The following is a 21,481-nucleotide window of genomic DNA, read 5'->3' on the forward strand; positions in this document are numbered from 1 at the left end:
AAGCCCGCCGCCCCCGACAGCCGCGCCGGCGCAGGCGCCCCCAGACGCCTGAGCACGGGTAGGGCCGGTCGCCCTCGCGAAGTGCGCCTCACGAAACTCCTGCGACGATCGGGAGCTTCGTGAGAGACACTCAGTGCATCACCCGGCGCACATGCGGCGAGTCGAGCGAGAAGGCGGGGATCGCCGCCTCGAAGCTGCGGCCGTCCGGGGTTGCCATGGTGTAGGTGCCCTCCATCGTGCCGTCCGGCGTCGTGAGGGGACAGCCGCTGGTGTAGCTGAACGACTCGCCGGGGCCGAGCACCGGCTGCTTGCCGACCACGCCGGCGCCGCGCACCTCCTGCATCTCGCCGCGACCGTCGATGATGCGCCAATGGCGGGAGCGCAGCTGCACCTGCTCGCTGCCGTTATTCGTGATCTCCACCGTATAGGCGAAGAAGTAGCGTCCGCTGTCGGGCGAGGATTCCTCCTCGACGAAGCGCGGCTGCACGGACACGCTGATGCCGCGGGTCTCGGCCTTGTACATCAGGGAACCTCCGCTGGCGGCCCGCGGGCAAGCGCGACGGCCGATGGGGGTCGTGGTACGTCCGGCCTTCCGGATCGTCAATCACCGGCGATCACGGTCGGTAATCCTGCACGAGGCGCGCCCATTCCCGCCATGAGCTTTCTTCGCCCATCCACAGCGCTCGCGGGGCTCGCCGCCGCCGCGGCGCTGGCGCTCCCTGCCGACGGGGCCGCCCTCGTCCTGCTCGCCCTCTGGTGCGGCCTGGGACGGCTCGCGGCGCGGCGAGAGGGAGCAGGGGAGAGAGCGATGGAGGGATCCTGGATCCGCGCCGCCCTTGCCCTCGCCCTCGCCTGGCGGGCACCCGGCGGACCGGCGGCGGCGCTCGTCGCGGCGCTCCTCCTCGAGATCGCGGTCGCGCGGCTGACCGCGCTCGCCGCCGCCCGGACCGGGACGGCGCTCCCCGGCCCCGAGCTGGACTCGCTGATCCTCGCCGGCGGGCGCGGGGCCGATCTCGCCGCGGCCCTGGCCTTCGCCGCCCTGATCCTGTGGCCGGACCGGCTGCCGCTGATCGCGAGCGCGCTGGCCGGCCTCACCGCCATGGGGGCGATCGCGCGGGCGAGCCTCGCCGTCGCGGTCGTCAGAGGGCTCCGCGACGGGGCGTGATCCTCTTCACCTCATCGAAACCCTGGCCTAGGACACTCCGCAGGTTTCGCAGACGGGGTCGCCGTTTCACGACGAGAACGGCGACACGACAAGAATCCGAGCGGGCGACGCGTCGCCCGCTCGGGCCATCGAGAATGGACAGGCCATGGTGAAGCTCGAGGACGGGATTCAATCGGCGGAGGCCATCGTGGCGCTCGCCGCCGCCGGGGTGATCCGGCCCGCCGCGCCCTTCGCGGACGACCAGGTCCAGCCGGCGAGCCTCGACCTGCGCCTCGGCGCCAGGGCCTGGCGGGTGCGGGCGAGCTTCCTGCCGGGACGCACCCGCGACGTCGCCGCCTGCCTCGACAAGCTCAAGCTGCACGAGATCGACCTGCGCCAGGGCGCGGTGCTGGAGACCGGCTGCGTCTACATCGCCGAGCTCCAGGAGGGCCTCGCCCTCCCGCCGGACCTCGCGGCGAGCGCGAATCCCAAGAGCTCGACCGGGCGCATCGACGTGTTCACCCGGGTCATCACCGATCAGGCGCGGGAATTCGACATGGTCGAGGCCGGCTATGCCGGACCGCTCTTCGCCGAGATCTCGCCGCGCACCTTCCCGGTGCTGGTGCGCACCGGCTCGCGCCTGTCGCAGCTGCGCTTCCGCCGCGGCGCGGTGCGGCTCGACGATGCGGCGCTCGCCCGCCTGCACGCGGCGACGCCGCTGGTCGACTGCGCCGATCCCTCGTTCCAGGGCGGCGTCGCCGTCTCCGTCGACCTCTCGGGCTTCGACGGGCTGATCGGCTACCGCGCCAAGCGCCATACCGGCCTCGTCGACGTCGACCGGCCGCGCTCCTACCCGGCCTCGGAGTTCTGGGAGCCCCTGCGGGCCGACGGCTCCGGCACCCTGATCCTCGATCCGGGCCAGTTCTACATCCTGGCCTCGAAGGAGGCGGTGCAGGTGCCACCGGACTTCGCCGCCGAGATGGTGCCGTTCGACCCCCTGGTGGGCGAGTTCCGGGTCCATTACGCCGGCTTCTTCGATCCCGGCTTCGGCCATGCCGAGGCCGGCGGCACCGGCGCCCGCGCGGTGCTGGAGGTGCGCTCCCGCGACGTGCCGTTCATGCTGGAGGACGGCCAGATCGTCGGCCGCCTCGTCTACGAGCGCATGGCCCAGCGCCCGGCCGCCCTCTACGGCAGCGCCGCCGGCTCGAACTACCAGGCGCAAGGATTGAAGCTCTCGAAGCACTTCGTCTGACCGGAGCGCGGTCCGGGCGGGACGCGGTCCGCGTCGCGCGCAGGAGGCACCCCGTGGCACGCCGGTCGCCGGACCGCGCCCCGTTCGCCGAGACCGACGGCCGAGGATGCCCCCGCATCCTCGGCCGCTCGCGTTCGGGGCTCGGGCACACCATCCCGATCGTCGCGTCATGCGGGAACAGGGGCTGCGGCGTCTCGACCGGCGCGTGACCGCGCCTGATCTTTCGACCCCGCATTGATCTCGATCAATCCGGCCCGCCGTCTAACGGGCAAGATAACTTAGACCATCGCGCTTTGCAGAATTAACCTTTTGTTATATTGAAATACGACAATCAAATCAGGCACGATCGCAGGACAATGCTGCAAAAACCTGTCGATCGAAGCGATCGTATCGATACAGGGGCGACCAGCATGCTGTCCGGGCACGCGGATCGGGACAAGGTTCCGTTCTTTCATTCGGTCAAGTTCAAGATCATGGCCGCGTCAGGGACCTGCGGACTGGTCGCGTCGATGCTGATCGTCGGATTCGGGGCCTATTCGACGCTCAGCAACAGCCGGTTCGTCACGACGACCTTCGAGACCGTGCTCGACGAGAAGAGCCGCCTCTATCTCGAGGCGATCGCGGCGAACCAGGCGACGGCGATCCAGCACAAGCTCGATTTCGCCTTCGCGGCGGCGCGCAACACGTCCGGCATCCTCGAGGTGCTGGCGGCGGGCAAGGCGGGGGCGAAGCCGGCGCAGATCCGTCCGGTGCTCAACGACTTCCTCCTCGGGGTGCTGAAGCGCAACCCCGATTTCAACGGGACCTACAGCGCCTGGGAGCCGAACGCCCTCGACGGGGCCGACCAGAGCTTCGCCGACCGCCGCGACCTCGGCTCGGACGCGACCGGGCGCGCGCTGCCCTACTGGACCCGCACCGCCGACGGCAAGATCGCCGTCCAGCCCCTCGTCGAGTATGACAGCCGGGACCTGCACCCGAACGGCGTGATGAAGGGCGGCTGGTATCTCGGGCCCAAGGAGACCGGACACGAGAGCCTGCTGGCACCGCTGCCCTACATCGTGCAGGGCAAGTCGGTCTCTCTCGCCACCATCTCGGTGCCGATCACGGTCGGCGGTCGCTTCCTCGGCGTCTCCGGCACCGATTTCGACCTCGCCTTCGTGCAGAAGGCCGCCGAGGCGGTGAGCGCCTCGATGTACCACGGCAAGGGCGGCGTCACCATCGTGTCGCAGGCCGGGCTGGTGATCGCGGCGAGCCGCGACCCGGGCCGGATCGGCCGCCCCCTGGCTGAGGCCGATGCGAGCTGGACGGCCTACGACCGGACGATCCGGGCGGCGCAGAGCTTCATCGGCTACGACGAGGGCCTGGACGAGTTCCGGGTCGTCGCGCCCGTCGCCCTCGGGCGGACCGGCGCCGCCTGGTCGATCCTGATCGCCCTGCCGCGCGCCGCCGTCATGGCGGATGCGGCGACGATGGGCGCGGCCCTGACGAGCCGGGCCTGGAGCGACCTCTCCTGGCAGATCGTCGTCGGCCTCCTCGTCGCCCTGGGGGCGCTCGGGGCGATGTACGGCCTGGCGAGCACCCTGGCCGGGCCCCTGTCGCGGCTGGCCCAGGCCCTGCAGGTCATGGCGCAGGGCCAGGACATCGCGGCGATCCCGGGCTCGACCCGGACGGACGAGATCGGCACCGTCGGCCGGGCCGTCGAAGGCATCCGGGCCCTGGTCACCCGGCGGGCGGCCGAGCAGGCGGAGATCCGGCAGGCGGCGGACGCCGCTGCGGCGGCCGACCGCCACCACGCCATGGCGGCCCTCGCCGACAGCTTCGAGCGGGCGGTCGGCAGCGTCGCGGGCCTGGTCTCCGCCTCGGCCTCGGAGCTGCAGACCACCGCCCACGGCATGACCGCGAGCGCGGGCGAGACGGCGACCCGCTCGGCCTCGGTGTCGCAGGCGGCCCGGGAGGCCGCCACGAATGTCAGCACCGTGGCGGCGGCGGCCGAGGAGCTGGGCACCTCCGTGCAGGAGATCGGCCGGCAGGTGCAGGGCTCGGCCGAGCTGGCGCAATCCGCCGTGCGGGAGGCGGACGAGACCGCCGAGCTGGTCCGGGCTCTCACCCAGGCCGCCACCCGCATCGGCGACGTGGTCGGCCTGATCTCGACCATCGCCGGGCAGACCAACCTGCTCGCGCTCAACGCCACGATCGAGGCCGCCCGGGCCGGCGAGGCCGGGCGCGGCTTCGCGGTGGTGGCGGCGGAGGTGAAGGAGCTCGCCAACCAGACCTCCCGGGCGACCGACGAGATCGCCAAGCAGATCGCGCAGGTTCAGGGCGTGACCGGACAGGCCGCCGGCGCCATCGGCTCGATCACCGCCCGGATCCGCGAGATCGACGCGATGGCGACCACCATCGCGGCAGCGGTCGAGGAGCAATCGGCGGCGACGCAGGAGATCGTGCGCAACGTCGCCCAGGCGGCGAGCCGCACCGGCGAGGTCACCGGCACCATCGCCGGTGTGGCGAGCGCCGCCGAGGGCGCGGGCGCCGCGGCGCAGCAGGTCCTCTCCTCCGCCTCGGAGCTGTCGCGCCAGTCCGACCACCTGAGCGCGGAGGTCTCCCGCTTCCTCGTCTCGGTGCGGGAGGCCTGAGAGCCTGTCTGGGCGTCTTCGGGCCGTCCCCGTCTGCGTCGGCGTTCGCTCAGGCGGGTGCACGGTCCACGGCAGGGCGGCCTCCACTTCGGCGCCGGCTCCCCTCCCGTTCGCAACCTCATCCTGAGGTGCGGGTGGGGGAGAACGATCCTGCGGCCTCCACCGCCACGGTCGTGGACCGTGAGGCGGGTCGAGCCGCCGGCTCCACCCGCGGGCTTGTCAGGCTGATCCCGGACGGGACCTTCCGGAATCAGCCTCAGGCCGCCTTCACCCGCCCGAGGAAGCCCGTCACCTCGTGCCGCAGCATCTCGGATTGCCGCGACAGGGCCTGCGCGGCGTCCAGAACCTGGGACGCGGCGGTGCTGGTCTGGCCGGCGCCGTCGCGGACGCCGGCGATGGTGCCGGTGACCTGCTCGGTGCCGGAGGCCGCCTGCTGCACGTTGCGGGTGATTTCCTGCACGGCGATGCCCTGCTGCTCCATCGCCGCGGCGATGCTGGCCGCGGAGGCCGACATATCCTCGATCACCTTGGCGATCTGGCGGATATCGGCCACGGTCTCGCGGGTCGCTCCCTGGATCTCGCCGATCCGGGCGCCGATCTCGTCGGTCGCCTTTCCGGTCTGGCCGGCCAGTTCCTTCACCTCCGCGGCGACGACCGCGAAGCCGCGGCCCGCCGCACCCGCCCGGGCGGCCTCGATCGTGGCGTTGAGCGCCAGAAGGTTGGTCTGGCTCGCGATGCTCGACACGGTGGCGACGAAGTCGCTGATCCGCTCCGCCGTCCCGGCGAGGCGCTGCACCGTCGCGTTGGTGCGGGCGGCATCCTCCACGGCACGCGCGGCGATGCGGGACGATTGATGGACCTGCTGGACGATCTCCTGGATCGAGGCGGTCATCTCCTCGCTCGCCGCGGCGACCGTCTGGACGTTGGAGGAGGTCTGCGACGCGGCGCCCGCCACCGCGACGGTCTGGCGGGTCGTCTCCTCGGCCACCCCCGTCATGGCGCGCGCCGTCGCCTCCATCTCGGTGGCGGCGCCGGCGAGGCTGGCCGTGAGGCCCGACACGGTCCGCTCGAATTCCCGTGCCAGATCGTCGACGACGCGGGCGCGGCGCATCCGGGCCTCGTCCTCGGCGGCCTGGGCGGCCGCCAGCCGCTCCGCCTCGATGGCGTTCAGGCGAAAGACCTCGACAGCCTGCGCCATGGCGCCGACCTCGTCGCCGCGGTCGAGACCGGCGACCACGATCGTCTTGTCGCCCTGCGCCAGCCGCTGCATCAGCGCGGCCATGGCCCGAAGCGGCGTGGCCAGGGTGCGCGAGACCATGAGGGCCATCACGGCGGCGATCAGCAGGCTCGCGGCGATCCCGGCCAGATTCATCAGGTCGGCGAGCTGGAACGTCCGCGCCTGCGCGCGCTCGCGCACCGCCATCAGGTCGACCTCGACCTTCCGGATCTCGGCCGCCGTCTCGCGCAGGGCGTCCATCGTCGCCTTGCCGGTCCCCTTGATCTCGATGGCCCGGGCCTGATCGCGGGTCGCCGCATCGCCCATCAGGGCGATCTCCTTCTCGGCAACGTCCTGCATCCAGCGTTTGGCCTGCTGGTCGAGCGCGTCGAGGCGGGTCTGCTGCGCCGGGTTGTCGGCGGTCAGGCGCCGGGCCTCGGCGAAGGCGGTCCGGTAGGCCTTCTGCCCCTGGCGATAGGGCGCCAGAAACTGCGGATCCGCCGCCAGCAGGTAGCCGCGCAGGCCCGTCTCCTGATCGAGCATCCCGGCCAGCGCATCGTCGACGGCGTGGAGCACGGCTTCCGTATGCCCGGTCCAGTGGTTCCGCTCCTTGATCGACTGGAAGCTCCAGTAGTTCAGGCCGTTGACCGTCAGGGTGACGGCCACAAGGCTGCCGAAGGCGATGGTGAGCTTGGGAACGATCTTGAGATGGTTGAGCGCACGCATCGGCCTGCTCGAAAGGGCAGCTCTAGGGAGCCGTCGGTGGATCGGTGACGCCGATCCGCGTGCCCCCATCATCGAGACGAGGCGTTAAGGCCGATTCATCAATAGCGATATTTCATCCGGCTAACCGTTAAAGTAAAGATTTCGACACTCGCAGATTGCATCAGATATGCTGTCTTGGAGTACCGCAATATTTGACGACAGGGTCAGGCACCATGATGCTCAGAACCCCTTGCCGACGATATCATCCCCTCACGGCGGATGAGGCGCCCGGCCGCGACGGGCGAGAGGGTGGATGGGAGAGGGTGGGTGCGAGACGGAGAAAGGTCGTGTGCCCTGGCGCGTCCCGGGACACGGCCGGCCCTGCGCCGGGCCGAGGCAGCCCACACGCACAGCTTGCATCACCAGGGCCACTCGCCTGCCTGTTTCAGCCCGCCGCCGCCGTGTCGAGCAGCCACGCCGTCTCGCCCCGGGCCCGCACCCGGCCCGCCGGCAGGTCCTCCCCGGCGGCGAGGCGGGCGAGCGGCGCCCGCTTGCCCGACCCCGTCGCCAGGAACAGGGCGAGCGGCGTCGCTTCGAGCGCCGGCAGGGTCAGGCTCACCCGCGGCACGAAGGGGGCGAGGCCGGCCTCCGGCACCGCCACCACCCAGGCGACGCGCTCCTGCGCCCCGGGCTTGCCCGGGAACAGCGAGGCGGTGTGACCGTCCTCGCCGAGGCCGAGGAGCACGAGGTCGAAGAGCGGCCGGTCCGGATCGAGCCGGTCCGCGCCGTACCAGGCCCGCAGCGTCTCGGCGTAGGCTTCGGCGCAGGCCTGCGGCGCGCGGTCGGTCGGGATCGGGTGCAGGTGGCCTTCCGGCACGAGGCCCCCGAACGCCGCCTCGGCCAGGCGCCGGTTGCTGCCGGCCTCCGGGCGATCGCCGACGCGCTCGTCGCCGAAGAACCAGTGCAGGCGCGCCCAGGGCAGGCCATCGCGAAACTCCGGCCCGGCGAGCAGCCGGTAGAGGAGTTTCGGCGTCGAGCCGCCCGAGAGGCAGATCCCGACCCGACCCTGCTTCGCCCGCGCCACGGCGACCAGCCGCTCGGCCGCCGCCCGGGCGACCGCATCGGCGTCGGGCAGGACGTGAGCCCCTGAGGGGAGGGCGCTCACGAACCGCGCTCCAGCGAACGCCACTCCCGCCCGTCGCGGGCAAGGAGGTCGTGCGCCTCCTTCGGCCCGGCGCTGCCCGCCCGATAGGGGAGGGTGTCGAGCTCGCCCGTCTCGGCGGCGTCGATGATCGGCTGGACGATGCGCCAGCCGGCCTCGATCATGTCGGCGCGCTGGAACAGCGTCGGGTCGCCGATCATCGCGTCGTAGATCAGGGTCTCGTAACCGGTACTGGGCTCGGTCTTGAAGTAGTCCTTGTAGCAGAACCGCATGTCGACGCTGCCGAGGCGCACCGCCGGACCCGGCACCTTGGCGCCGAATTGCAGCGAGATGCCCTCGTCGGGCTGCAATTGCAGCACCAGCCAGTTCGGCACATCCTCGCGGACGTTGGTACCCTTGAACAGCGAGAGCGGTGCCTGCTTGAAGCGGATCGCGATCTCGGTGTCGCGCCGGGTCATCGCCTTGCCGGTGCGCAGGTAGAACGGCACCCCGGCCCAGCGCCAGTTGTCGATCCCGAGCTTGAGCGCCACGAAGGTCTCGGTGTCGCTGTCACCCGCGACATCGGGCTCCTCGCGGTAGTCCTTCACGCTTTTGCCCTGGACCTCGCCTGCCGTGTACCGGCCCCGCACCGCGTCCGCCGGGCGGGCGGAGGGGGTGGCGAGCAGCACCTCCTCCTTCTTGTCGCGCACGGCCTCGGCCTCGAACGAGATCGGCGGCTCCATCGCCACCAGGGTGTAGAGCTGGAACAGGTGGTTCGGCACCATGTCGCGCAGGGCGCCGGTGGCCTCGTAGAACTTCCCCCGCCCCTCGACGCCGACGGTTTCCGCCACCGTGATCTGGACGTGGTCGATGTGGTCTCGGTTCCACAACGGCTCGAACAGGCCGTTGCCGAACCGGAACGCCATGATGTTCTGCACCGTCTCCTTGCCGAGGAAGTGGTCGATGCGGAAGATCTGGTCCTCGGACAGGACCTTCAGGATGTCGGCGTCGAGTTTTTCCGCCGAGGGCAGGTCGTGGCCGAACGGCTTCTCGATGATGACCCGGCGCCAGCGATCCTCGCCCTCCGCGACGAGGCCGGCCTCGCCGAGCTTCTGGATCGTCGGCCCGAACAGGCCGGCGGCGACCGCGAGGTAGAACAGGACGTTGCCGCCGTCCTGGCTGCCCGACACCTCGGCGATGGCGCCCTTCAGCTCCTCGAAGAACGCCGAGTCCGAGAGATCGCCCGAGCGGTAATGCACCCGCCCGACGAGGTCGTCCCACACACCGTCGTCGAACGACCCGCCGCCGGCCTCGCCGCCCTTGGCGGTGATGAAGCCGCGCACGGTCTCGCTCAGCTCGGAGCGGAACTCCGCCGACGACATCTCGGTGCGGCTGACGCCGATGACGGAAAAATCCTTCGGCAAGAGGCCCCAGCGGCCGAGATTGTAGAGCGCCGGCATCAGGAGCCGGTGGGTGAGGTCGCCGGTCGCCCCGAAGATCACCAGGGTGCAGGCGGGCGGGGGGGCTGCCCCCTCGGCCATGGAGGAGGTCATTTCGGCTCCTGGTGGCCGCCGAAGCCCTTGCGCATCGCCGAGAGCAGCTTGTCGGCGTAGGTGGCGCTCTGGCGCGAGCGGAAGCGGGCGTAGAGCGCGGCCGACAAGACGTGGGCCGGGACAGCCTCCTCGATCGCGGCGTTCAGCGTCCAGCGGCCCTCGCCCGAATCGGCGACGTGGCCCGAGAAGGCGTCGAGGTTCTCGTCGCCGGCGAGCGCGGTCGCGGTGAGGTCGAGGAGCCAGGACGAGACCACGCTGCCCCGGCGCCAGACCTCGGCGATGTCGCCGATGTTGAGGTCGAAGCGCTGCGCCTCCGGCAGCTCCGTCGAGTTGGCGTGCTTGAGGATGTCGAAGCCCTCGGCATAGGCCTGCATCAGGCCGTACTCGATGCCGTTATGGATCATCTTGACGAAGTGGCCGGCGCCGCTCGGGCCGGCATGGATGTAGCCGTGCTCGGCGCGCGGGTCGCGCCCGTCGCGTCCCGGGGTGCGCGGCACCTCGCCGAGACCGGGAGCGAGCGTCGAGAAGATCGGATCGAGCCGGTCGACCGCTTCCTTGTGGCCGCCGATCATCATGCAATAGCCGCGCTCCAGCCCCCAGACTCCGCCGGAGGTGCCAACGTCGACGTAGTGCAGACCCTTCTCGTCGAGCACCGCCGCGCGCCGGATGTCGTCCTTGTAGAACGAGTTGCCGCCGTCGATGATCACGTCGCCCGGCTGCATCAGCCCGGCGATCTTCATGACGGTGACCTCGGTCGGGTCGCCCGCCGGCAGCATCACCCAGGCGGTGCGGGGCAGCTCGAGCTTCGACACGAAGTCCTCGAGGCTGTCGGCGCCGACCGCGCCCTCCTGCACCAGGGCCGCCACGGCCTTGGGATCCTGGTCGAACACCACGGCCGTGTGTCCGTTGCGCAGGAGCCGCCGGACGATGTTGCCGCCCATCCGACCGAGACCGACCATGCCGAGTTGCATCGCGTCACTCCTCGCCGGCGAAGCCGGGGCCGGCGGCCCGTGGGCATGGGAGCCCGTCACATGTCTCTGGCGCGATCCCCCTCTCCCGAGTGGGCGAGGGGTGAGGGGCGAGGGTGGCTCGGGTTCCGCGATAATCCTGAACCGTCGAGCTGCGCGGCTCGACGCTCGGCGGCCCATCCTGAAGCCGAGCCACCCTCACCCCGACCCCTCTCCCAACCGGGAGAGGGGAGATCGCGCTTCAGCGTCTAACTAAGCGCCGACTTCAGCCGGTCGAGCCCCTTGGCGACGTCGCCCTTGATGTGGACGCGCAGGGCCCGGCGGCCGCGCTCGGAGAGCACGCCGAAATCGCCCCGGGCCTGCGCGGCGATCACGGTGGCGAAGCCGAGGCTGCGGCCGGGGATGGCGAGGTCGGGGGCCTCCGAGGTGATCTGGAGGAAGACGCCGCTGTCGGGCCCGCCCTTGTAGGCCTGGCCTGTCGAGTGCAGGAAGCGCGGCCCGAACTCGGCGCAGGTCGCGACGTGCTGCGTCTCGCGCAGGGCCACCCGGGCCTCCTGGAGCGGCTTCAGATGCTCCGGGTTGCGGGTGACGTAGGCGAGCAGCGCGACGTAGTCGCCGGCCCCCACGCGCCCCACTTGAGCCTTGATCCAGCTCTCCGGGTCCGAGCCGGCGCCGGCCTTGCGCAAGGCGTCGGCATTGGCGGCGTCGGTGTAGAGCGCGAACCCGTCATCCTCCGCCACCGGTGTCTCGGCCGGCAGCGCGCCGTCCTTCTCGGCGGCCGAGAACAGCTCGCGGGTCTTGATCTTGCTCGCCTCGACGTCGGGCTGGTCGAAGGGGTTGATGCCGAGCACCGCGCCCGCCACCGCCGTGGCGATCTCGAAGCGGAAGAATTCCTGCGGCAGGCTGCTCTTCGAAGCGAGCGCGATCCGCACCACGGGGTGGCCGGCCTCCTCCAGCGCCTTGACGGCGGCGTCCTGCGCCGGATCGGCGCCCTCGTCGAGGCGCAGATAGACGAAGAACCGATCCTTGCCGTAGGCGGCGGGGGCGGCCAGCGGCTCGTTGTCGATCGGGATGAGGCCCTTGCCCTCCTTGCCCGTCGACTCGGCGATCAGCTGCTCGGCCCAGGCGCCGAAGGTGTCGATGCCGGGCGAGGCGATGAGCGTGACCTTGTCGCGGCCCTCTTCTGTCGCGGCCGTGCCCATCGCGAGGCCGAGCTGCACGCCCGGGTTCAGGTCCGGCGGCACGTCGGAGCCGCAGGAGCGCACCATGGTGCGGGCGCTCGCCAGGAAGGCCGCGACGTCGAGGCCCATGGCGGCGGCCGGCACCAGCCCGAAGGCCGAGAGCACCGAGTAGCGCCCGCCGATCTGCTTCACGCCATAGAAGATGCGCCGGAAGCCGTCGTCCTTCGCGGCCTTCTCCATCGCCGAGCCCGGATCGGTCACGGCGACGAAGTGGCGGCCGGCCTTGTCGGGCCCGACCACGTCGCGCATCCGGCCGAGGAAGTAATCGCGGAAGACGTTGGGCTCGAGGGTGGAGCCCGACTTCGAGGCGACGATGAACAGGGTGCGCTCGAGGTTCACCGCGGCCTCGACCGCCCGGACCTCGTCCGGATCGGTCGAATCGAGGATGCGCAGGCGCGGGAAGCCGGGCTGATGACCATAGGTCTCGGCCAGCACCTCCGGCCCGAGGCTGGAGCCGCCCATGCCGAGCACCACCGCGTCGGTGAAGCCCTCCTGCTTCACCTCCGCCGAGAACGCCGCGTATTCGGCGGCCTTCTTCGCCTCATCCTCGACGATGGTGAGCCAGCCGAGCCATTGCGCCTCGTCGGCGCCGCTCCACACCTGGGCGTCGCGCTGCCACAGGCGGCGCACCAGCCCGTCCTTGCGCCAGGTCTCGATCGCCGTCTTCACCGGCGCGTCGAGGCTGCCGAGGGCCAGGGCCTGCCGGTCGAGGCCGGCGGCGAGAAACGTCTGGCGCTTGCCGGCGACGGCGCCCAGCACCTTGTCGGCGGCGTCGACGAAGAGCTGCACGCCCTCCTCGACGAGCTGGCGCGCCACCGCGTCGAGGTCGATCCCGGCCTTGGCGAGGTGGGCGAGCACCCGCTCGGCCTCGTCGACGCCCTCCTCCAGGCTCGCCCGCACCTTTCCGTGATCGCGAAAGGCGTCCATCGTCGCCGGCGGGATGGTGTTGACGGTGTTGGGGCCGATCAGCTCCTCGACGTAGAGCACGTCGGAATAGGCCTTGTTCTTGGTCCCCGTCGAGGCCCAGAGCAGGCGCTGCGGATGGGCGCCCTTGGCCGAAAGCGTCTGCCAGCGCTCGCCGGCGAACAGGCGCTTGTAGCGCTGGTAGGCGAGCTTGGCGTTCGCGATCGCGACCTTGCCCTTGAGGCCTTCCAGGGCCGCCTTCTCGTCCGGATCGTTGGCCGCGGCGATTGTCTCATCCAGCAGCTTGTCGACCGCCGCGTCGATGCGGCTGACGAAGAAGCTCGCGACGCTGGCGACCCGGCCGACATCGCCGCCGCGCGCGGCGAATTTTTCCAGGCCCTCGATATAGGCGTTCGCCACCTGCTCGTAGGCCCCTTGCGCGAAGAGCAGCGTGACGTTGATGTTGATGCCGTCCGCCGTGAGGTCGCGGATCGCCGGGATGCCCTGGGGCGTGGCCGGCACCTTCACCATCAGGTTGTCGCGGGCCACCGCCTTGTGCAGCCGGCGGGCCTCGTCCAGGGTCTCGGCGGTGTCGAGCGCCAGGTAGGGCGACACTTCCAGGCTGACGAAGCCGTCCTGCCCGCCGCTCGCCTCGTAGACCGGGCGCAGCACGTCCGCCGCCGCCTGGATGTCGGCGATGGCGAGCCCCTCGTAGAGGTCGATCACCCGCTCGTCGCCGGCCGCTTTCAGGGCGTCGTCGTACTCGTCAGAATGGCCGATCGCCTTCTCGAAGATCGCCGGGTTCGAGGTGACGCCGCGCAGGCCGTCCTCGTCGACCAGGCGCTTGAGCCCGCCCTCCTGAACGAAGCCCCGGGCCACGAAATCGAGCCAGACGGCCTGGTCCTGTTCGGCGTGCAGCGTCTTGAGCGGGTTCATGCCTGGATCTCCGCGTGTTTGCCGCAGATGTGGACCGCAGGCGGATGATGTCCAGGGGGAGGGCGGGGAGAAGCTTGGCCGCAAGGGCGAAAAGGTCGGTCGGGACGACTGTTAGCGCTTGACCGGCCAGAACGCCGCGAGGGCGACCAGCACCCAGCCGAGAATCAGGATCATGCCGCCGCTCGGCGCCGCCATGGGGAAGAGCGGCACCTGCATGAGCACGCGGGCCGAAAGGTCGCCGGAGAACAGCGCGAGGCCGAGCGCCAGGAGGACGCCCGCGCTCCGGACCGCGCCGGGCTGAAGCCGCCCGCTGCCGGCGAGGAGCGCGAGGGCGAGGAGAGCAGGGGCGTGGAAGAGCAGGAACTGGGCCGCGGTGGCGAGGCTCGTCGCGCCGGCGATGTGGGCCGCCGCCGCCGACAGCCCGACGCCGAGCGCGCCGGACAAGCCGGCGAGCACGACGAGGGTTCTGTCGACGGGATGCATCACGCGCCGCGCTCGGCGAGCAGCCGGGCGATGCTGGCGCGGAGGTCCGCGACGCCGTCGTCGGTGCGGCTCGAGGTCAGGACGATCTCCGGATAGGCCGCCGGCCGCCGGGCGATCGCCGCCGCGGTGGCGTCGAGCCGGGCCTCGACCTCGCCCTTCTTGAGCGCGTCCGCCTTGGTGAGCACGATCTGATAGGAGACCGCCGCCTTGTCGAGGCCGTCCAGCACCTCGGTGTCGTTCGGCTTGATGCCGTGGCGCGAGTCGATCAGCACGTAGACCCGGGCGAGGTTGGCCCGCCCGCGCAGATAGGCGTGGATCAGCTCGGTCCAGGCCGCGACCTTCGCCTTCTCGACCGCGGCGTAGCCGTAGCCCGGCATGTCGACCAGGACGAGCTTGCCGCCCCCTATGTCGAAGAAGTTGAGCTGCTGGGTGCGCCCCGGCGTGTGCGAGGTGCGCGCCAGGCCGTTGCGGCCGGTGAGCGCATTGATCAGGCTCGACTTGCCGACATTGGAGCGGCCCGCGAAGGCGATCTCGTGACCCCGCATCGGCGGCAGGATCGCGAGCTTGTCGGCGGCGTAGAAGAAGTCGGCCGAACCCGCGAAGAGCAGCCGCCCCGCTTCGCGCAGGGCGGCCGCCTTCTCGGCCTCGGTCTGGTTGTCGGTGTTCACCGGGTCCTGCATCGGCTCTCGGCTTTCAGCTCTTGGCCTTGGCGGCCTTCGGCGTGCGCGAGAACGTCGAGCGCAGGTTGTCCCACAGCTCCACCTTCACCCCGTTGCGCCGCATGATCACGTATTGCTGGATCACCGACAGGGTGTTGTTCCAGGCCCAGTAGATCACCAGGCCGGCCGGGAACGAGCCGAGCATGAAGGTGAAGATGATGGGCATGAAGGTGAAGACCTGGGCCTGGACCGGGTCCGGCGGCGCAGGGTTCATCTTCATCTGCACGAACATCGTCACGCCCATGATGAGCGGCCAGATGCCGAGGTGGAGGAAGTCCGGCGGCGTGTAGGGCAGGAGGCCGAACAGGTTGAACAGCGAGGTCGGGTCCGGCGCCGCGAGGTCGCGGATCCAGCCGAAGAACGGCGCGTGCCGCATCTCGATGGTGACGAACAGCACCTTGTAGAGCGCGAAGAAGACCGGGATCTGCACCAGCACCGGCCAGCAGCCGGCGACCGGGTTGATCTTCTCCTTCTTGTACAGCTCCATCATCGCCTGCTGCTGCTTCACCTTGTCGTCGGCGTAGCGCTCGCGGATGGCGGTCATCTCCGGCTGGACGGCCTTCATCTTGGCCATCGAGACGTAGGAGCGGTTGGCGATCGGCAGGAAGAACAGCTTCAGGATGAAGGTGACGACCAGGATCGAGACGCCGAAGTTGCCGATCAGCCGGTAGAAGAAGTCCAGCGCCTTGAACATCGGCTTGGTGATGAAGTAGAACCAGCCCCAGTCGATCAGCAGATCGAAGCGCTTGATGCCGGCCGACTTCTCGTAGCCGTCGATGGTGCCGACCTCCTTGGCGCCGGCGAACAGGCGCTGGCTGGCCTCCACCGTGGCGCCGGGCGCCAGTTGCTTGGCCTCGCCGAGGCTGCTGGCCTGGTAGACCTTGGTCGCGCCCTCGTCGCGCTCGGTGAAGGAGCCGGTATAGGGGGTGCTCTGATCGGGGATCGCGGCCGCCGCCCAGTACTTGTCGGTGATGCCGAGGAAGCCGCCGGTCACGCCGGTCCAGGAATGGCCGCGGGTGCCGGGCGCGCCCAGCGGGTTCTCCTTGGCGAGCTTGTCGTAGGTGAATTCCTGCAGGCCCTGGTCGCCGAGCACGCCGATCATGCCCTCGTGCAGGACGTAGTACCCTTGCGTGTGCGGCTTGCCCCAGCGCGAGACGAGGCCGTACGGGTAGAGGGTGACGGCATTGCCGCCCTTGTTCTCGACCGCATCGGCGACCGTGAACATGAACTTGTCGTCGACCGAGATGGTGCGGCGGAAGGTCAGGCCGGCGCCGTTGTCCCAGGTCAGCACCAGGGGCTTCTGCGGCGTCAGCACGTCGCCCTCGGCGGTCCAGAGCGTGTCGCCGGCCGGCAGCGGACCGGCACCCTGACCCACCCAGCCGAACTCGGCATAGTACGGGTTGGCCGAGCCGGTCGGCGAGAGCAGCTCGATGCGCGGCGAGCTGTTGTCGACGGTCTCGTGATAGTTCTTCAGCAGGACGTCGTCGATGCGGCCGCCCTTGAGCGCCACCGAGCCGGCAAGCGCCGGGGTGTCGATGCGCACCCGCGGCGAGCGGGCGAGCGCCTCGGCGCGGCTCGCCGCGAGCGCCGGGCTGCCGGCCGGCGCGCCCGGCAGGGTGCCGGGCACCGGCGCCGCGGGGCCGCCCTCGCGGGGGCTCGCCGCCGGGCCGTCCTTCGCGGCCTGCGCCTGCTTGGCGGCCTGTTCCTGGCGCTGGCGCTCCACCTGCGGCGCGCTGACGAAGTAGTTCCAGCCGAGCAGCACTGCCAGCGACAGCACCACGGCGATGATCATGTTCGTCTTGTCGTTACCCATGGACCCGCGACGCCTGCCGCCTAAAGAGCGGGACCGAGGGCGGGCCTGGCGGCCCGCGTCCCGGCCCTCACGACCAACACGACGAGGCGATTCCGGCTGCCCGGGATCGCCTCACGAATTCCGCTCCGGGAGTCTCGGCCCCGATCCCGGGGCCTTCCCGGCTCCGCCCGAGCCCCGCTTGCCGCGTCCCGCCTTGCGGGCGGGCTGCCCGCCCTCCGCAGAAGGCGGCTTCGGCGCCCGCGGCTTCGTCACCGCCCCGAGGGCCTGGCGCACATCCTCGACCAGCTGCGCGAAGGGCGCCGCCAGAGCGTCGCGCCGGCCGATCAGCACCACGTCGGCCGCCTTGTCCCGCTGCGCCGGCCCGGCCTGCCCCGCCGCGATCTGCGCCGCGACCTTGAGGCGGCGGCGGATGCGGTTGCGCTCGGTGGCGTGGCCCTCGCGCTTCGTCACGGTGAAGCCCACACGCAGACCGCCCGGCGGTCCCTCGTCCCGCAGGCGGCCCTGTGCCGTCAGGCGCTCGGTATGGAAACGGCGGCCCTTGGCCGCCGCCAGATAGTCCGGGCGCCGGGTGATCCGGCCGATCGGCGGCGAAGCACCGGTCATCGCGGCGCTCCGATCAACGCGGCGCTTGTGGGCACCGCGCGGAGCCTTACGCCGACAGGCGCTTGCGGCCGCGGGCGCGGCGGGCGGCGATCACCTTGCGGCCGCCGACGGTGGCCATGCGGGCACGGAAGCCGTGGCGGCGCTTGCGCACGAGCTTCGACGGTTGATAGGTTCTCTTCACGGCTCGTTCTCCGAAGGCCGGGGCCGGCCCCGCGCATAGCGCTGCCGAGGCCCTCGTGGTCCAGAATGTCTTGGCGAATGCGAACCGCGCCCGAAAGGGGCGCGGTCACGTCGCGCCGGTGTATGGCGGAATGGTCCCGGCGAGTCAATCGCGTTAAGGATCGCACCGGGGCCCACTCAAGGCACCCGCGCGCGAGGGAGACGCCGATGTTCGACGACGCCGAGAGCCGGAAGCCGCCGCAGGCCGCGCATCAGATCGGCCAGGATCTCTCCGCCCTGTCCGTCTCCGACCTCGACGAGCGGATCGACGCCTTGCGCGGCGAGATCGCCCGGCTGGAGGAGGACAAGCGGCGCAAGCAGGCGTCGCAGGAAGCGGCCCGGGCGGCGTTCAAGTTCTGAATCGGGACGGGTTCTGACTCGGGACGGGTTCTGACTCGGGACGGGTTCTGACTTGGGACGGGTTCTGACTTGGGACGGTTTCTGCCTCGGGACGGGGCGAGGGGAGGCGTCCCGTTCCGGATCGCTGCGGCGGATTTGACCGGTGCCGGCCCTGCCATCGGATCACGCCCGACGCCGCTGTCGCCGGCAGCCGGGCGATCCGGCCCAGGCCGAGTTCCCGGACAGCCCCCATCTGGAGCGGAAGGAGCGGCCTGCGACCTCGGCCGCTTGTCTCAGGGATCATGCCGTGTCGCGCCACCCGCCTGCGCTACCGACGCTTTTCCCACCCCTCCCTCTTGGCGTTAACCATTTTTTAAGCCTTCCGGGCGATAACCAACGCAGTCCAGCTTTCTGGATGTCGAGTGGTCTCTGTCCACTCTGTTTGATGCCTCCCTGTACGACTCTTTCAGCCGCCCCCATGGGGCGGCTTTCTTTTTTCCGCTGTCCCGCCGCCGCTGCCCGCGTTTTTCCCGATTTCCCTGGGATCGTCCGTCCCCCGCCGGCGTTGACGTTAAGGTTAATCATTCGTTGACGGCGCGCGGCCCGCGCAGTGGCGCTATCGTTGCGCCAGGCAGCCCGAGCGCACCGTGAATGTCCCGTATCGAGGCGGGACCGGCGTCGCGGTGGCACAGGAGGGATCATGGGCGTGATGGACGTGATGTTTCGGGACGAGCAGCCCACCGTGCGGTTCGGCGAGACCTTCGTGGCTTCCGAGAGCTTCAAGATGCTGTTTCGCGAGGGCATGACCCTCGTGGAGGAGACCGCGGCCTATCTCGACGGTCCCGGCCGCGACGAATCGCGCCTGCTCGCCCGCCACGCCGCCCTGACCTATGCCAGCGAGAGCATGCGGCTCACCACCCGGCTGATGCAGATCGCCTCCTGGCTCCTCGTGCAGCGCGCCGTGTCCGAGGGCGAGCTGAGCCTGAGCGAGGCCGCCGAGGAGAAGACCCGGGTGCGGCTCACGACCTCCGAGCCGAACGAGAGCGCCCCGGTCCTGATCGCCGAGCTGCCGCTGTCGCTCCAGGCCCTGATCGCCCAGTCGAAGCGGCTGCACGCCCGCATCCTCCACCTCGACCGCCTGATCTCCGACGACCGCCCGACCCCCGAGCCCCGGGTGAGCCCGGTCTTCGCCCAGCACGACATGCTGCGGGTGGCCTTCGGCTGAGGCGGCAGGGGAGGGCTCGCCCTCCCCGATGCGCCATCCCGGGCACGAAAAAAGCCCCGGCCGCGAGGCCGGGGCTTTTTTCGCGCGAAGCGGTGAAGGCCGCGACGCTTACTTCTTGCCGAACGAGATGCCGGCGAAGCGCGAGTTGAAGCGGGACAGGCGGCCGCCGCGGTCCATCAGCTTCTGCTCGCCGCCCGTCCAGGCCGGGTGCGTGTTCGGGTCGATGTCGAGGTTGAGGGTGTCGCCCTCCTTGCCGTAGGTCGACCGGGTCGTGAACGAGCTGCCGTCGGTCAGCACCACCTTGATGAAGTGGTAGTCCGGGTGCTCGGTCGCGGTGCGGGCCACCTTGGGGGTCGCGACCGACTTGCCGGCGGGGACCGCCTGCTTGGCGGCGGGGGCTGCTTGCTTTGCCATGACGAATTCCTAAGAGTGCGACCCGCGCCGAACGCTCCGCCTCGGGCCGCGGCCATTGATCGCGCGTAATCGGATGAGCGGCGGCCTATACCTCACCTCCGTGCGCCAAACAAGCGCCGCACCCCGGACAGCACGACAGTTCAGATGGCACGTTCCGACACCGCCCGTCCCCGCGCTTCCCTGGGAGCTTTGAAGCCCCTCTTCCCGTTCGCGGCGCGCTACAAGGGGCGGATCGCCGCCGCGATCGTGGCGCTGATCGCCGCCTCGGGCGCGACCCTGACGGTGCCGGTGGCAGTGCGCCGGGTGGTCGATCTCGGCTTCGCGCACGGCGAGGTCGGGATGATCGACGCCTATTTCGGCGCCCTGATCGGGGTGGTGGGCGTGCTCGCCGTCGCCAGCGCCGCCCGCTACTACTGCGTCGTGACGCTGGGCGAGCGGGTGGTGGCGGATCTGCGCGCCGCGGTCTTCGCCCGCCTCACGACCCTCGATCCCGCCTTCTTCGACCGGTCGCGCAGCGGCGAGCTGGTCTCGCGCCTGACCGCCGACGCCGCGCAGGTGAAGTCGGTCTTCGGGGTCTCGCTCTCGATCCTGTTGCGCAACCTCTTTCTGTTCGCCGGCGCGGTCGGCATGATGGTCTGGACCAGCCCCTGGCTCTCGGTGCTGGTGCTCGCCGCGATCCCGCTCATCGTCTTCCCGCTGATCCTGTCGGGGCGCGGGGTGCGGCGGCGCTCCCGGGCGGCGCAGGACCGGCTCGCCGACGCCTCGGCCTTCGCCACCGAGGCGGTGGGGGCGGTGCGCACCATGCAGGCCTTCGGCATGGCCGCGGCCACCGCCGCCCGCTTCGCCGCCGCCTCCGAGGAGGCGTTCCTGGCCTCGCGCAGCTCGGCCCGGGCCCGGGCGCTGCTCACCGGCGTCGCCATCTTCCTGATCTCGGCCAGCGTCGTCGGCGTCCTGTGGTACGGCGCGCAAGGGGTGGCGGCCGGCACGATCTCGGCCGGGCAATTGTCGCAATTCGTGCTCTATGCGGTGTTCGGCGCCAGCGCGCTCGGCCAGCTCTCGGAGGTCTACGGCGAATTGACGCTCGCCGCCGGCGCCGCCGAGCGCCTGGGAGAGATCCTCGACACCGTGCCGGCGATCGGCGCGCCGGACCGGCCCCGCGCCCTGCCGGTGCCGCCCCGGGGCGAGATCGCCTTCGAGCGGGTGCGCTTCCACTACCCGACGCGGCCCGAGCACGCGGCGCTCCACGACCTCAGCTTCACGGTGGCGCCGGGCGAGCGCGTCGCCCTCGTCGGACCCTCCGGCGCCGGCAAGAGCACGGTGCTGCAACTGCTCCTGCGCTTCTACGATCCGGAATCCGGCGAGGTCCGGATCGACGGCGTGCCGGTGGACGCGGTCGAGCCCGAGGCGCTTCGCGCCCGCATGGCCCTGGTGTCGCAGGATCCGACCGTGTTCAGCGGCAGCATCCTCGACAACATCCGCTACGGCCGGCCGGGGGCCAGCGAGGCCGAGGTGGAGCGCGCGGCGGCCCAGGCCCATGCCGACGGCTTCATCCGCGCCCTGCCGCAGGGCTACGCGACGCTCGTCGGCGAGCGCGGCGTCACCCTGTCGGGCGGCCAGCGCCAGCGCATCGCCATCGCGCGGGCGATCCTCAAGGACGCGCCGATCCTGCTTCTCGACGAGGCCACCTCGGCCCTCGACGCCGAGAGCGAGCGGGCGGTGCAGGCGGCCCTCGACGTGCTGATGAAGGATCGCACCACCCTGGTGATCGCCCACCGCCTCGCCACCATCCGGGCCGCCGACCGGATCCTGGTGCTGGAGGATGGCCGCATCGCCGAGCAGGGCAGCCACGACGCGCTGCTCGCCCAGAACGGCCTCTACGCCCAGCTGGCGGCGTTGCAGTTCGGCGCCGGCATAGACCTCGCTGGGGAGCGGCAAGTGGCGGAGGTGTAGGGCGCCCCGACCCGTCACCTCAGC

At 70.9% G+C, this 21,481-nt stretch carries 18 protein-coding genes; 6 read left to right on the forward strand and 12 right to left on the reverse strand.

The window, feature by feature from the left end; translation table 11 throughout:
- Window positions 1-130 precede the first annotated feature (130 nt).
- Window positions 131-523: a Co2+/Mg2+ efflux protein ApaG gene (apaG, locus tag DA075_RS05145; protein ID WP_099952304.1), complete on the reverse strand. Its 393-nt coding sequence runs from the start codon at window positions 521-523 to the stop codon at window positions 131-133.
- Window positions 524-655: 132 nt separating this feature from the next.
- On the opposite strand from apaG, the gene DA075_RS05150 reads away from it, so the two are divergent.
- The 3 genes from DA075_RS05150 to DA075_RS05160 all read left to right on the forward strand — a co-directional run bounded on the left by DA075_RS05150 (window position 656) and on the right by DA075_RS05160 (window position 5,029).
- Window positions 656-1,165: a hypothetical protein gene (locus tag DA075_RS05150; protein WP_123834147.1), complete on the forward strand. Its 510-nt coding sequence runs from the start codon at window positions 656-658 to the stop codon at window positions 1,163-1,165.
- A gap of 145 nt (window positions 1,166-1,310) precedes the next feature.
- Complete coding sequence (locus DA075_RS05155; protein ID WP_099952306.1) at window positions 1,311-2,396, forward strand: 2'-deoxycytidine 5'-triphosphate deaminase; 1,086 nt, start codon at window positions 1,311-1,313, stop codon at window positions 2,394-2,396.
- Window positions 2,397-2,905: 509 nt separating this feature from the next.
- Window positions 2,906-5,029 (forward strand): methyl-accepting chemotaxis protein, encoded by a 2,124-nt coding sequence (locus DA075_RS05160; protein WP_232386249.1) that lies wholly within the window; start codon window positions 2,906-2,908, stop codon window positions 5,027-5,029.
- A 256-nt stretch (window positions 5,030-5,285) separates the two neighbouring features.
- Here the strand turns inward: DA075_RS05160 and DA075_RS05165 are convergent, their stop codons facing one another.
- The 10 genes from DA075_RS05165 to rpmH form a co-directional block, all read right to left on the reverse strand.
- Complete coding sequence (locus DA075_RS05165) at window positions 5,286-6,971, reverse strand: methyl-accepting chemotaxis protein (protein ID WP_099952308.1); 1,686 nt, start codon at window positions 6,969-6,971, stop codon at window positions 5,286-5,288.
- Window positions 6,972-7,395: 424 nt separating this feature from the next.
- Complete coding sequence (pgl, locus tag DA075_RS05170) at window positions 7,396-8,115, reverse strand: 6-phosphogluconolactonase (RefSeq protein WP_099952309.1); 720 nt, start codon at window positions 8,113-8,115, stop codon at window positions 7,396-7,398.
- Window positions 8,112-9,644, reverse strand: coding sequence for a glucose-6-phosphate dehydrogenase (gene zwf / locus DA075_RS05175; RefSeq protein WP_099952310.1), 1,533 nt, complete (start codon window positions 9,642-9,644; stop codon window positions 8,112-8,114). The genes pgl and zwf overlap by 4 nt, the downstream gene beginning before the upstream one ends.
- Complete coding sequence (gnd, locus tag DA075_RS05180) at window positions 9,641-10,615, reverse strand: phosphogluconate dehydrogenase (NAD(+)-dependent, decarboxylating) (RefSeq protein WP_099952311.1); 975 nt, start codon at window positions 10,613-10,615, stop codon at window positions 9,641-9,643. The genes zwf and gnd overlap by 4 nt, the downstream gene beginning before the upstream one ends.
- A gap of 245 nt (window positions 10,616-10,860) precedes the next feature.
- Complete coding sequence (locus DA075_RS05185; protein WP_099952312.1) at window positions 10,861-13,692, reverse strand: bifunctional transaldolase/phosoglucose isomerase; 2,832 nt, start codon at window positions 13,690-13,692, stop codon at window positions 10,861-10,863.
- A gap of 111 nt (window positions 13,693-13,803) precedes the next feature.
- Window positions 13,804-14,175 carry a DUF423 domain-containing protein gene (locus tag DA075_RS05190; protein WP_099952313.1) on the reverse strand — a complete coding sequence of 124 codons (372 nt, stop codon included), beginning with the start codon at window positions 14,173-14,175 and terminating at the stop codon, window positions 13,804-13,806.
- Entirely contained in the window at window positions 14,175-14,855 is a 681-nt protein-coding gene (gene yihA / locus DA075_RS05195; RefSeq protein WP_099952314.1) for a ribosome biogenesis GTP-binding protein YihA/YsxC, read from the reverse strand. The genes DA075_RS05190 and yihA overlap by 1 nt, the downstream gene beginning before the upstream one ends.
- 13 nt (window positions 14,856-14,868) lie before the next feature.
- On the reverse strand, window positions 14,869-16,707 hold the full coding sequence (gene yidC, locus DA075_RS05200) for a membrane protein insertase YidC (protein WP_099952315.1): 1,839 nt from the start codon (window positions 16,705-16,707) through the stop codon (window positions 14,869-14,871).
- 111 nt (window positions 16,708-16,818) lie between these two features.
- Window positions 16,819-17,310, reverse strand: coding sequence for a ribonuclease P protein component (locus tag DA075_RS05205; RefSeq protein ID WP_099952316.1), 492 nt, complete (start codon window positions 17,308-17,310; stop codon window positions 16,819-16,821).
- Between the two features lie 46 nt (window positions 17,311-17,356).
- Window positions 17,357-17,491, reverse strand: a complete 135-nt coding sequence (rpmH, locus tag DA075_RS05210; RefSeq protein WP_010300405.1) for a 50S ribosomal protein L34 — start codon at window positions 17,489-17,491, stop codon at window positions 17,357-17,359.
- Between the two features lie 206 nt (window positions 17,492-17,697).
- Between rpmH and DA075_RS05215 the strand changes: the two genes are divergently transcribed.
- Together DA075_RS05215 and rcdA are read left to right on the forward strand one after the other, a co-directional pair.
- Complete coding sequence (locus tag DA075_RS05215; protein ID WP_099952317.1) at window positions 17,698-17,889, forward strand: DUF1192 domain-containing protein; 192 nt, start codon at window positions 17,698-17,700, stop codon at window positions 17,887-17,889.
- A gap of 679 nt (window positions 17,890-18,568) precedes the next feature.
- Window positions 18,569-19,093 carry a protease adaptor protein RcdA gene (rcdA, locus tag DA075_RS05220; RefSeq protein ID WP_099952318.1) on the forward strand — a complete coding sequence of 175 codons (525 nt, stop codon included), beginning with the start codon at window positions 18,569-18,571 and terminating at the stop codon, window positions 19,091-19,093.
- Window positions 19,094-19,201: 108 nt separating this feature from the next.
- On the opposite strand, the gene rpmE is transcribed toward rcdA, so the two are convergent.
- The gene (rpmE, locus tag DA075_RS05225; protein ID WP_232388639.1) at window positions 19,202-19,438 is read right to left on the reverse strand and encodes a 50S ribosomal protein L31; all 237 of its coding nucleotides are present in this window, start codon (window positions 19,436-19,438) and stop codon (window positions 19,202-19,204) included.
- A gap of 213 nt (window positions 19,439-19,651) precedes the next feature.
- Between rpmE and DA075_RS05230 the strand changes: the two genes are divergently transcribed.
- Entirely contained in the window at window positions 19,652-21,457 is a 1,806-nt protein-coding gene (locus tag DA075_RS05230; RefSeq protein ID WP_099952320.1) for an ABC transporter transmembrane domain-containing protein, read from the forward strand.
- Window positions 21,458-21,481 lie beyond the last annotated feature (24 nt).

Source organism: Methylobacterium currus, from assembly GCF_003058325.1.
Lineage (GTDB): Bacteria > Pseudomonadota > Alphaproteobacteria > Rhizobiales > Beijerinckiaceae > Methylobacterium > Methylobacterium currus.

Excerpts from the sequence above, each read along its gene's own strand:
- apaG (WP_099952304.1), bottom strand. The coding sequence starts at position 523 with ATGTACAAGGCCGAGACCCGCGGCATCAGCGTGTCCGTGCAGCCGCGC.
- DA075_RS05150 (WP_123834147.1), top strand. The coding sequence starts at position 656 with ATGAGCTTTCTTCGCCCATCCACAGCGCTCGCGGGGCTCGCCGCCGCC.
- DA075_RS05155 (WP_099952306.1), top strand. The coding sequence starts at position 1,311 with ATGGTGAAGCTCGAGGACGGGATTCAATCGGCGGAGGCCATCGTGGCG.
- DA075_RS05160 (WP_232386249.1), top strand. The coding sequence starts at position 2,906 with ATGCTGATCGTCGGATTCGGGGCCTATTCGACGCTCAGCAACAGCCGG.
- DA075_RS05165 (WP_099952308.1), bottom strand. The coding sequence starts at position 6,971 with ATGCGTGCGCTCAACCATCTCAAGATCGTTCCCAAGCTCACCATCGCC.
- zwf (WP_099952310.1), bottom strand. The coding sequence starts at position 9,644 with ATGACCTCCTCCATGGCCGAGGGGGCAGCCCCCCCGCCCGCCTGCACC.
- gnd (WP_099952311.1), bottom strand. The coding sequence starts at position 10,615 with ATGCAACTCGGCATGGTCGGTCTCGGTCGGATGGGCGGCAACATCGTC.
- DA075_RS05185 (WP_099952312.1), bottom strand. The coding sequence starts at position 13,692 with ATGAACCCGCTCAAGACGCTGCACGCCGAACAGGACCAGGCCGTCTGG.
- DA075_RS05190 (WP_099952313.1), bottom strand. The coding sequence starts at position 14,175 with ATGCATCCCGTCGACAGAACCCTCGTCGTGCTCGCCGGCTTGTCCGGC.
- yihA (WP_099952314.1), bottom strand. The coding sequence starts at position 14,855 with ATGCAGGACCCGGTGAACACCGACAACCAGACCGAGGCCGAGAAGGCG.
- yidC (WP_099952315.1), bottom strand. The coding sequence starts at position 16,707 with ATGGGTAACGACAAGACGAACATGATCATCGCCGTGGTGCTGTCGCTG.
- DA075_RS05205 (WP_099952316.1), bottom strand. The coding sequence starts at position 17,310 with ATGACCGGTGCTTCGCCGCCGATCGGCCGGATCACCCGGCGCCCGGAC.
- DA075_RS05215 (WP_099952317.1), top strand. The coding sequence starts at position 17,698 with ATGTTCGACGACGCCGAGAGCCGGAAGCCGCCGCAGGCCGCGCATCAG.
- rcdA (WP_099952318.1), top strand. The coding sequence starts at position 18,569 with ATGGGCGTGATGGACGTGATGTTTCGGGACGAGCAGCCCACCGTGCGG.
- DA075_RS05230 (WP_099952320.1), top strand. The coding sequence starts at position 19,652 with ATGGCACGTTCCGACACCGCCCGTCCCCGCGCTTCCCTGGGAGCTTTG.